This window comes from Streptococcus pseudopneumoniae ATCC BAA-960 = CCUG 49455 (assembly GCF_002087075.1).
GTDB classification, from domain to species: Bacteria; Bacillota; Bacilli; order Lactobacillales; family Streptococcaceae; genus Streptococcus; species Streptococcus pseudopneumoniae.
Window position 1 is genome coordinate 59352 of sequence record NZ_MWSM01000040.1, and the last position, 249, is coordinate 59600.

The window sequence follows — 249 nt, forward strand, 5'->3', positions numbered from 1 at the left end:
GTCAGTAACCATATCTACGGCAAGGCAAAGCTGACGTGGTTTGAAGAGATTTTCGAAGAGTATTAACTTTGAGATTGTAGCTGGAGAGGCTGTACCTGCAATATGTGTCTGTCAAGTTTAGTGACGTAGATAGTAAAATAAAGATGAGAAGGCATAGAGAGAAGATAAATCAGCCTCAGCAGGTATCTGGAAAATTTGATTCTATAGAGAAGACTTTTGTTACAAACTCATACTGGACTAAAATCAAAA